The organism is Pedobacter sp. Leaf250 (assembly GCF_920984735.1).
In the GTDB taxonomy this organism is placed as follows: Bacteria; Bacteroidota; Bacteroidia; order Sphingobacteriales; family Sphingobacteriaceae; genus Pedobacter.
Window position 1 is genome coordinate 49425 of record NZ_CAKLBU010000027.1, and the last position, 10284, is coordinate 59708.

The window sequence follows — 10284 nt, forward strand, 5'->3', positions numbered from 1 at the left end:
TGGAAAACCCTCAAGGCGAGGAACGAGACGAGGATTTGAAACGAGGGCGGGACTGCTTTAACCGAAGCATCACTGCAATTGCTTTCCAAAAAAACAATAAATCAGTTACACGTTTAACTAAAAACCAGCAAAAGAATTTCTATTAAATATATCGTATAAATAGATATAAAAACAATGTAAATTAACATGCCAAGTATGCCCGAAATAGCTGCTATCTTGTTTTTTTTCTTATTTTTGAACTTCAAATAAAATACAGGAAGTGACTTTAATAAAATCGATTTCAGGAATACGAGGAACCATTGGCGGACAAGCAGGAAACGGCTTAACACCCATAGATATAGTGAAGTTTACGGCTGCGTTTGGTAGCTGGGTAGTGCAAAAAACAGGAAACAAAAGGATCGTTTTAGGTCGCGATGCACGTATTTCGGGCGAAATGGTTAACAATTTGGTTATCGGAACCTTGCAAGGTTTGGGTATAGAAGTTATCGATTTAGGCCTATCGACCACGCCAACAGTGGAGGTTGCCGTGCCTGATGAGCAAGCTGGCGGTGGTATTATTTTAACGGCTAGCCACAACCCAAAACAATGGAATGCCTTGAAATTATTAAATGCAAATGGCGAATTTATTAGCGATTTGGATGGTAAAGAAGTTTTGGATTTAGCCGAAAGCGCAAGTTTTGAGTTTGCTGAGGTAGATAAATTGGGTAAAGTGATTAAAAATGATACTTACCTTCAAAAACATATTGATAAAGTTTTAGCATTACCCTTGGTTGATGTTGAAGCCATTAAAAAGGCCGATTTCAAAGTTGTTATCGATTGTGTAAATTCAACTGGTGGTATTTTTATCCCTGCTTTGTTAAAGGCTTTGGGTGTAACAAAAGTTATAGAACTATACTGCGAACCAAATGGGCATTTTCCACATAATCCTGAACCGTTGCCAGAAAATTTGACGGAAATTTCAAAAGAGGTTCAGAAAAATAATGCCGATTTAGGCATTGTAGTTGATCCAGATGTTGACCGTTTATGTTTCGTAAATGAAGACGGAAGCATGTTTGGTGAAGAATATACTTTAGTTGCAGTTGCCGATTACGTATTGAAAAATACACCCGGAAATACAGTTTCAAACCTTTCTTCAACACGTGCCTTACGCGATGTAACCGAGAAAGTTGGTTCAGAATATAATGCCTCGGCAGTTGGCGAAGTTAACGTAGTTAACAAAATGAAAGAAACCAACGCCATCATTGGCGGCGAAGGTAACGGTGGAATTATCTATCCAGAATCGCATTATGGCAGAGATGCTTTAGTTGGAATTGCTCTGTTTTTAACGCACCTGGCCAAATTTGGAAAATCTATTTCTTTGTTAAGAAGTAGTTATCCGCAATACCATATTTCGAAAAATAAGATTACTCTTACGCCTGAAATGGATATCGATAATTTATTGAAACAGGTAGAAGAGAAATATAAAAATCAGCCTTACAGCACAATAGATGGATTAAAAATCGAGTTCGATAAAACATGGGTGCATTTGCGTCGTTCTAATACCGAGCCAATTATCCGCATTTACAGTGAAGCCGAAAATGAAACGGTTGCCGAAAGTTTGGCAAACAAAATCATTTCGGATATTAAAGAAATCCTAAAATTAAACTAGCACATGAAAAGAGTTTATTTAGATAATGCAGCCACTACGCCTTTAGATAAAGATGTGATTGCAGAAATGACAAATGTGATGGAGAACTATTTTGGCAATCCATCGGCTATTCATGCGCTTGGTCGCGAGGTAAGAACCTTGGTTGAGAAAGCCCGTAAAACTGTTGCGAACCTTTTAGGCGCTTCACCATCCGAAATATTTTTTACTTCTGGTGGTACCGAAGCCGATAATACAGCCATCCGTTGCGGTATTTCTGCTTATGGAATTAAACATGCCATCACTTCGAAAATTGAACACCATGCCGTTGAGCACACTTTAAATATGATGCTTAAAAATGGCGAAATTGATAAGTTGAGTTTCGTTAATATTGATGAAAAAGGTAATGTAGATTATGCCCATTTAGAAGAATTGTTGCAAAATAATGATCGCACTTTTGTGTCTTTAATGCATGCAAATAATGAACTGGGTACCCTAACCGATATGATTAAAGTTGGTGACATCTGCGAAAAATACAATGCAATTTACCATGCCGATACTGTTCAAACCATGGGGCATTACACGCATAATGTACGCGAACTGAAAGCTCATTTTATTGTTTGCGCAGCACACAAACTTCATGGTCCGAAAGGCGTGGGTTTCTTGTATGTAAACAGCAACATCAAAATTCCACCGATGATTTATGGTGGAGCACAAGAGCGTAACATGCGTGGTGGAACTGAAAATGTTTACGGTATTGTTGGTTTGGCGAAAGCTTTGGAAATTGCTTATGCCGAAATGGAACAGCACCAAAATCATATTCAAGGTTTAAAAGATTATCTAAAGGAAGCTTTACTTGCAGAAATCCCGGGCATTGCTTTTAATGGCGAAACCGATGCAGATAAAAGCCTTTACACGGTATTAAATGTGTCTTTCCCAGAAATGGATATGGCTGATATGTTACTGTTTAATTTAGACATCAATGGCATTTGTGCGTCAGGCGGTAGCGCTTGCTCGTCAGGCTCAAACATCGGTTCACACGTTTTAAATGGCATCAATGCCGACCCAAATCGTCCTTCGGTTCGTTTTTCTTTCAGTAAATTCACTACAAAGGAAGAACTTGATTATGTAATTGAAAAAGTTAAAATGGTGGTTAAGCAAAATGCCTTAGCTTAAAATATCATTAACCAAATAGGAACAGTCTCGGAGCAATTCGGGACTTTTTTTTATCTATTTTTTTGGAAAGCAATTGCAGTTCAACTATTTAAATTAGTCCTGCTTTCTGTTCCAACAAAAGCAGAAAAAGCTTTTGGTTTCCACGGCAATCAGGTTTAGCTTACAAAGGTTTGTGGTGCTTGGGTACGTCAGTTCATATAAACAGCAAATAAACCACCCTGCATTTCTGACACCTCCACATAAATCGGGAGGAATTCTAGCGCCTTAAAATTATGAGGGGAAAGCAACCTTTCAAAAAAATTGCCACGGAAACACAGAAGTTACTAAAAAATGAGATGGATTTAACGGCGCTATAGATAAACTTTCAAAATACCAAAAACTTTCCTAAGTACTTATCTGGCATAGCAAATGATTTTAGGAAAAAGCGTTGAAGCCGTTTGCAAATCCTTTCAAAATCTACTGAACAAAAGAATTTGCAGTCTGTGCAGAGGGTGAAGCGTAAAGGCAAAGACCTCAAATTATTTTCAATAACGGTTTGACGAATTTTTCCAAAATCAGTTGCAAGCATTGATTTTTTGGTTACTTTTTTTTATCAAGAAAAAAGTAATAAGCCTGTCTGGCTAAGACAAACCTCTTGCATATCTCATAACAAAAACTTATATTTAATTAAGATAAAGGCCATTCAAAGCCAATAGCAATTAGTTCCTCAACGAAACCTTATCAAACATCCCTTTGGTATAAGGTAAAGCAAAATTTCAAAACATTTTTTTGAATTCTCGATAGGAGATTTAATACGCATTTGTTTGAAAATTTATTCAACACACCAAAGCAATAAGGCTTTTATAAAAATTTATCGTTATGGAAAATCAGGAAATTAATCCACAATCAACAAATCTTGAGAATGGAAAATCATTAGAAAACAGAAAGCACATCTACAAATTCATTTTGTTGCCGTTTTCATTTGAATCATCACATCATTTCAATAAGATTCATAAAAGGAAATTCAATTCCTTTGGCTGCATACATGAGTTGAGAAAGTTATCTGGCTCCATGATGTAGTTTTGAATCCTTATCAAGTATTTGAAACTCTTAAGTAATAGCAAGGATATGTTATGTTTAAACTCATTCCTAAAACAGCTTTTAAAAACAATATTATTTTTCACTTGTTCCATTAATACATCAAATTGAAAAACAATGGAAAATAATAAAGAAAAAGGTAAAGTTGTTGAGAACGACTTGCTTAATAAAACCGCAGAGGATATTAAAGAAGATAGAACGCTTGATGAAAATAAATCATCGAAAGTTGCGACTAATTTATTTAACAAAGACAAAGGACGTAAAAATAACTCTTTTGGGCCAGGTCACGAACCAGGTACAACACCAGGTTCGAGCATTTAAACGTATAATAATTTACGAGCAAAAAATATTAAATTTAAGCCACAGCATTTGTTGTGGCTTTTTAGTTAATCTCAAAATGGAAAGAAGAAATTTTATCAAAAATTCAGCATTGGCAATGGCCCTGCTATCGATTTATAAAACAGATGTTTTTGCTCAAAATGAAATATTACGGGCATATAATTTCAAACCATTAAGAAATAATGTTGGTGTTTTTACCGAACAAGGTGGAACTATTGGTTGGTTAAATTCTTCAAATGGATTTGTTGTGGTTGATGCGCAGTTTCCAACATCAGCGCCTCATGTGATAGAAGAGCTGAAAAAAATGGGTGAAAAACCATTCAAATATTTAATTAACACACATCATCATGGTGACCATACCGCAGGAAATATTGCCTTTAAAGGTTTGGCGGAGAAAGTGGTTGCACATCAGAATTCACTTGTTAATCAAAGAAGAGGCGCAGAGAAAGCAAATAATTTAGATAAACAATTATTGCCAGATACCACTTTTGGAACAGGATGGAAAGCAAAAGTGGGTGATGAAAAAATTAGTGCTTATTATTATGGTTCGGCCCACACAAATGGCGATGCTGTTTATCATTTTGAGAATGCAAATATCGTTCATGTTGGCGATTTAGTTTCCAATAGAAAATTTCCATACATTGATCGAGAAAATGGTGCACACATTGGAAACTGGATCACCGCTTTAGAAAAAATCAATAATCAATTTGATAATGATACACTGTTTATTTTTGGACATAGCCGTGATCCAGAAAAAATCACTGGAAATAAAGCAGATGTAAAAGCATTCCAAAATTACCTTCAGAATTTATTGAAATTGGTTTCAGCTGAGATAAAGGCCGGAAAATCTAAGGAAGATATTTTAAAAATTACTACCATTCCAAATGCATCCGAATGGCAAGGCGAAGGCATTCAAAGAAGTTTAACGGCTGCTTATGAGGAATTGAAAGGTGTTTAAAGTTAAAGGTTCATTGGTTCATTAGTCATTGGTTCATTTGGCTATTGTTTTACAACTAATTTCTTCCTTTATGATTCGCAGATTTATCTATGTCAATCTGCGAATCTGCGCTTAGATTATTCCAAATCTTTCTTCAATTTATAAACATTCTATATTTTAAATAACTTTAAACAACCAATCCAAAACCGTTATATCATAACCCTTATCTGCTATATTTGTGTTACACAAAATCCAACAAGCAGATATGGATGATTTTTTAGCAGCCCGCTCCCAAATGGCCTTATCCTTAGGCTTTCATATTATCTTTTCCTGCATCGGTATGGTAATGCCTTTTTTTATGGCAGTATCTCATTATAAATGGTTAAAAACCAACGATGAAGTTTATAAAAACCTAACCAAAGCATGGAGTAAGGGTGTAGCTATTTTCTTCGCCACAGGCGCTGTTTCGGGTACCATGTTGTCTTTTGAACTTGGCTTGCTATGGCCAAAATTTATGGAACATGCAGGTCCTATTTTCGGAATGCCTTTTTCTTTAGAAGGAACTGCTTTTTTTATTGAAGCAATTGCATTGGGATTTTTCCTTTATGGTTGGAATAAACTGAATAAATGGTTCCATTGGTTTACAGGAATGGTTGTTGGCGTAAGCGGATTAGCTTCTGGTATTTTGGTAGTTGCAGCAAACGCATGGATGAATAGTCCTGCGGGTTTTGATTTTGTAGATGGAAAGTATTTAAATATCGACCCAATACAGGCAATGTTTAACAAAGCATGGTTTTCACAGGCATTACACATGTGCCTGGCCGCATTTACGGCCACAGGCTTTGCGGTTGCAGGCGTTCATGCACTGATGATTTTAAGAAATCAAAATAAAGAATTTCATTTAAAAGCCTTTAAAATTGCTGCTGTTTTTGCTTGTATCGGAGCATTGTTACAACCATTGAGTGGTGACATATCTGCAAAGGATGTTGCAGAAAGGCAGCCTGCTAAGCTTGCTGCAATGGAAGCACTTTACAAAACCGAAAAACCTGCACCGCTATTAATTGGTGGTATAGTCAACGAAAAAGATAAAACGGTTAAGGGCGCAATCAAAATTCCTGGAGCTTTAAGTTTTCTGGCTCATGGAGATTTCAAAGCTGAAGTTAAAGGTTTGGATAAAATTCCTGAAGATGAACATCCGCCAGTTGCAATAACGCATTACGCTTTTCAAATTATGGTTGGAATAGGCACATTGCTGGCTATAATTTCTTCAATATATTTTATTAATCTACTTAGAAAGAAGCCGCTTCTAGAGAAACGTTGGTTATTGAAATTATTTGTTTTGGCTGTTCCGTTGGGATATATTGCGCTCGAGGCCGGCTGGGTAGTTACAGAAGTCGGTAGGCAGCCTTGGATTATCTACGGCATTATGCGTACTAAAGACGCCGTGACACCTATGCCCGGAATTGCCTACTCATTTTATATTTTCTCGGCAATTTATTTATCGCTAAGCTGTATCGTTACCTTTTTACTGTATCGACAAATAAAAATGGTTCCGGTACTATACAATAATTCCGAAACTGAAACATCAAATCATTAGTTATGGAATATGTTGTAATCGCTTTTTTATGTTTGGGAATTTTGCTTTACTTCCTTCTAGGCGGAGCAGATTTTGGTGCGGGTATCATTGAATTATTTACTTCTACAAAAAATAGGAGCCGGACCCGAAAAACAATGTATCAAGCCATTGGACCAGTTTGGGAAGCAAACCACATGTGGCTGATTATCGCAATTGTTATCCTTTTTGTTGGGTTTCCACACATTTATACCACCATGTCGGTTTACCTCCACATTCCTTTGCTTATCATGCTCATCGGCATCATTGCCCGCGGTACGGCTTTTGTTTTTCGTCATTATGATGCTGTGAAAGACGACATGCAGTGGTTATACAATAGAATTTTTCGTTACTCAAGTTTTATTACAGCACTTTTTCTCGGAATAATTGCTGGGAGTTTAATTTCAGGCCACATTGATTCTGAAGCCAACGATTTTGTATCTGCTTATATTTTCAGCTGGCTCAATTGGTTTTCAATTGCCGTTGGATTTTTTACCGTATCTCTTTGTGGTTTTCTTGCCGCCATTTATTTAATTGGAGAAACAACAGACGAACACGATAAGCGTCGGTTTATCAGAAAGGCAGAATTTATGAACATAGCTGCAGTTATTTTTGGCGCCATGGTTTTCATTGCCGCAGAATTGGATAATATCCCTTTAATCGATTGGGTATTCAAAAATGCAGTTGGTTTAACAGCAATTATTTTGGCTAGCTTATCGTTGATTTTACTTTGGTACCTTTTGATTAAAGGAAAAACCAAAGTATTGAGAATTTTAGCAGGTTTCCAGGTAACGATGATTTTGCTGGCCATTAGCTATGCACATTTCCCCAACTTCATTCAATTAAAAAATGGAAATGCAATTTCCCTTTTCGAAACCGTTGGCCCAGAAAAAACCATTTACAGTTTGGGTTTGGCTTTGTTATTAGGTAGTATTTTAATTCTTCCTTTTCTTGGTTATTTGTTTTATAAATTCCAGAAGAAAGAGGAATAATTGCTAACCATCATTGTGAGTTACGAAGCAATTTTAAAGCGATTAGAATCAAAAAGGTTTTGAAAAGCAAAAACTGTAATTCTTCTGTTCTGATAGTTCTGCTATCGTTGCAATCTTTTAAAACTGCTATACCTCAGCATGAAAGTACATTCCAGGTTACTACAATTTAAAAGTATTTCCACTTTATCAGGTTATGATTAAAAATCTAATCATTAAAAATAGCGGATAAAAAAAAGAAGTCAAGTTTTTGAAAACTTGACTTCTTAAAGTTTTATTTATTTAAAATTATAATCCGCCTTTTCTATTCGATTTTGTTTGAACAGGCCATTCTGTAGGCTTGCCTGTACGAGGATTTACAGGCAGATCAGTCGCTTTCTCTGTAGAGGTTTTTTCTGCATCTTCACAAGCCATGTAAACCATAATTGCGGTTAAAATCACATTGCTTTTTATTTCATCAAATACCAATTTATCATAAGTATCACGATTGGTGTGCCATGTGTAAGTTCCATAATCCCAGCTCGTTGCGCCTAATGAGTAACCTAATGCTCCTGCAGCAACGAAAGAAGCAAAGTCAGAACCGCCAGCACCTGGCATTCCAGGGAAATTTGTTTTAACTTGATTTTTTATCGTATCAGGAACTGCAGCTAACCAGCGGGTGATATAATCTTTCGATTTAGCAAAACCTTGTCCGCCGATATTTACGATTCGCCCTGTACCATTATCCTGATTAAATAAAGCTTGTAAATTGCTTACAATTTCCGGATGGTCTTCAACAAACGCTCTTGAACCATTTAAACCTTGTTCTTCACTTCCCCAGTGACCAACTAAAATGGTACGTTTTGGATTAGGATAAAACTTCTTCAAAATACGCATGGCTTCCATCATTAAAATGGTTCCTGAACCGTTGTCGGTTGCGCCACTGGCCGCATCCCATGAATCGAAGTGAGCTGAAAGCATGACATATTCTTTTGATTTTTGCTTGCCTTTAATTTCTGCAATGGTGTTAAAAGTTGGCACTACACCTAATTCCTTCGATTCCGACTCAATTTTTAAAGTAGGTTTATTGCCACTTTGTGCCAAACGGTAAACTAAACCATAATCTTCTACCGATAAATCTACTGTCGGGATTTTTGTTGTGTTAGCACCGAAAACTTTATCTACTCCAAAACCTTGGGACCAGTTATTAATGATGATTCCCGCTGCACCTGCATTTTCGATTGCTAAAGCAAGATTTTTTGCATTTAAACCTGTTTTTGAAATTCCTGCAGCCCATGCTTTTGCGGCATCAGCTTTTTCTCTTTTATATTTTTCGAATAAATCTTTTGTTGCAAATTCTTCCCAGTTTTTTTCAGGGCGACCAGATATTTGATTCATAGAAATTAAAACCAATTTACCTTTCACGCTTGGTAACCATTTTTGGAAGGAAACTGAATCGGTAATTGCAGGGAGCACAATAGCTTCTGCATTAATAGCTTTGCCATTGGTTGATGGACTCCAGGCTAACTGTGTACCTTCTAAAGTTCTTAAGCGTGGACTAACCAAATCGATATGGGTAACGCCTCTTTCCCAGCCACGCCATTCGCCCCATTTTTCGTTCTTAGCAGAAATACCCCAATCGCTGTATTTTTTTACCGCCCAATCGTTAGCTTGTTTCATTTGCGGTGAACCCACCAAGCGTGGTCCGACAACATCTAAAAGCTCATGAGCCAGTTTTTCCAATTGTGAGTTTTCATTCACCTCTTTAACGATGTTATCGATTACTTTTTTGTCTTGCGCAAAAGCAAAAGACGAGGTAAAAAGAAGTAGTGTAGGTAATAGTAATTTTTTATTCATTTCAGTTTGCTTAATTGATAGGCTAATTTAAGGAATAACGGGGTGGGAGTGGTGATGTTAATGGAAATGTTGCAGATACAATGTTACTCGTCATTGCGAAGCGATTTTTCATCACTGTGGCAATCTCTTAATGGAGTGTTTGCTTTTGTTTTTGCCAAACTGGCTTTTTTCTTTTTTCTTGATAAAAAAGCAACAAAAAATCAAGGCTTAAGAACCTTTGTTGCAAATTCTCAATAAATTTTTATACGTAATCCTAAGCCGTGTGAACGATTGTGCAATATTTAAAATAGTGCTCCACTCGTAGGATTTCTTCCTTAATCGGAAATTTGAATTGGAACTGCATCAAAATTTATTGGTCTTTGCTGCCAAATCTTCTTAGGCCGCATAAGTTCTTCGGAAAGTTTGTGGTGCTTTAAAAGTTTCTTCATAGCACCTTTCAACTCCCCTCCTTATTTTCAAGGAGGGGCTGGGGGTGGTTTTTAACTGCCTTTCCCAAGAATTACAAAACCTGAGTAATCTAAACCTCCTATGAATAAAACCCTTTTCAAGTAGCTTTGGAAGCTTTTTTTTTTTTATGGGCAAAAGATGTTCCCTGCCCTGAGAATTGGCGGTTTCTATTTATTTAAATTAACACCTCTCAGAAGCTTTCTTTTTTATAAAAATATTAAAAACTTAGCTATATCCTCCTATTAGC

General features: G+C 36.5%; 7 protein-coding genes. 6 read left to right on the forward strand and 1 reads right to left on the reverse strand.

Translation table 11 applies throughout. From position 1 onward, the window contains the following. Positions 1-259: 259 nt before the first annotated feature. From glmM to LUA91_RS18960, 6 genes are all read left to right on the forward strand, one after another. A complete protein-coding gene (gene glmM / locus LUA91_RS18935; protein WP_231427677.1) occupies positions 260-1648 on the forward strand; it encodes a phosphoglucosamine mutase in 1389 nt (462 codons plus the stop codon). A gap of 3 nt (positions 1649-1651) precedes the next feature. Next, positions 1652-2800: a cysteine desulfurase family protein gene (locus tag LUA91_RS18940; RefSeq protein ID WP_231427678.1), complete on the forward strand. Its 1149-nt coding sequence runs from the start codon at positions 1652-1654 to the stop codon at positions 2798-2800. Positions 2801-3994: 1194 nt separating this feature from the next. Next, positions 3995-4198, forward strand: a complete 204-nt coding sequence (locus LUA91_RS18945) for a hypothetical protein (RefSeq protein ID WP_231427679.1) — start codon at positions 3995-3997, stop codon at positions 4196-4198. A 76-nt stretch (positions 4199-4274) separates the two neighbouring features. Continuing rightward, a complete protein-coding gene (locus LUA91_RS18950) occupies positions 4275-5174 on the forward strand; it encodes an MBL fold metallo-hydrolase (protein ID WP_231427680.1) in 900 nt (299 codons plus the stop codon). A 244-nt stretch (positions 5175-5418) separates the two neighbouring features. After that, the gene (locus tag LUA91_RS18955; RefSeq protein ID WP_231427681.1) at positions 5419-6750 is read left to right on the forward strand and encodes a cytochrome ubiquinol oxidase subunit I; all 1332 of its coding nucleotides are present in this window, start codon (positions 5419-5421) and stop codon (positions 6748-6750) included. A 2-nt stretch (positions 6751-6752) separates the two neighbouring features. Continuing rightward, positions 6753-7757: a cytochrome d ubiquinol oxidase subunit II gene (locus LUA91_RS18960; protein WP_231427682.1), complete on the forward strand. Its 1005-nt coding sequence runs from the start codon at positions 6753-6755 to the stop codon at positions 7755-7757. A gap of 285 nt (positions 7758-8042) precedes the next feature. Here LUA91_RS18960 and LUA91_RS18965 read toward each other — a convergent pair whose 3' ends face one another. Further along, entirely contained in the window at positions 8043-9590 is a 1548-nt protein-coding gene (locus LUA91_RS18965; RefSeq protein ID WP_231427683.1) for a M20/M25/M40 family metallo-hydrolase, read from the reverse strand. Positions 9591-10284 lie beyond the last annotated feature (694 nt).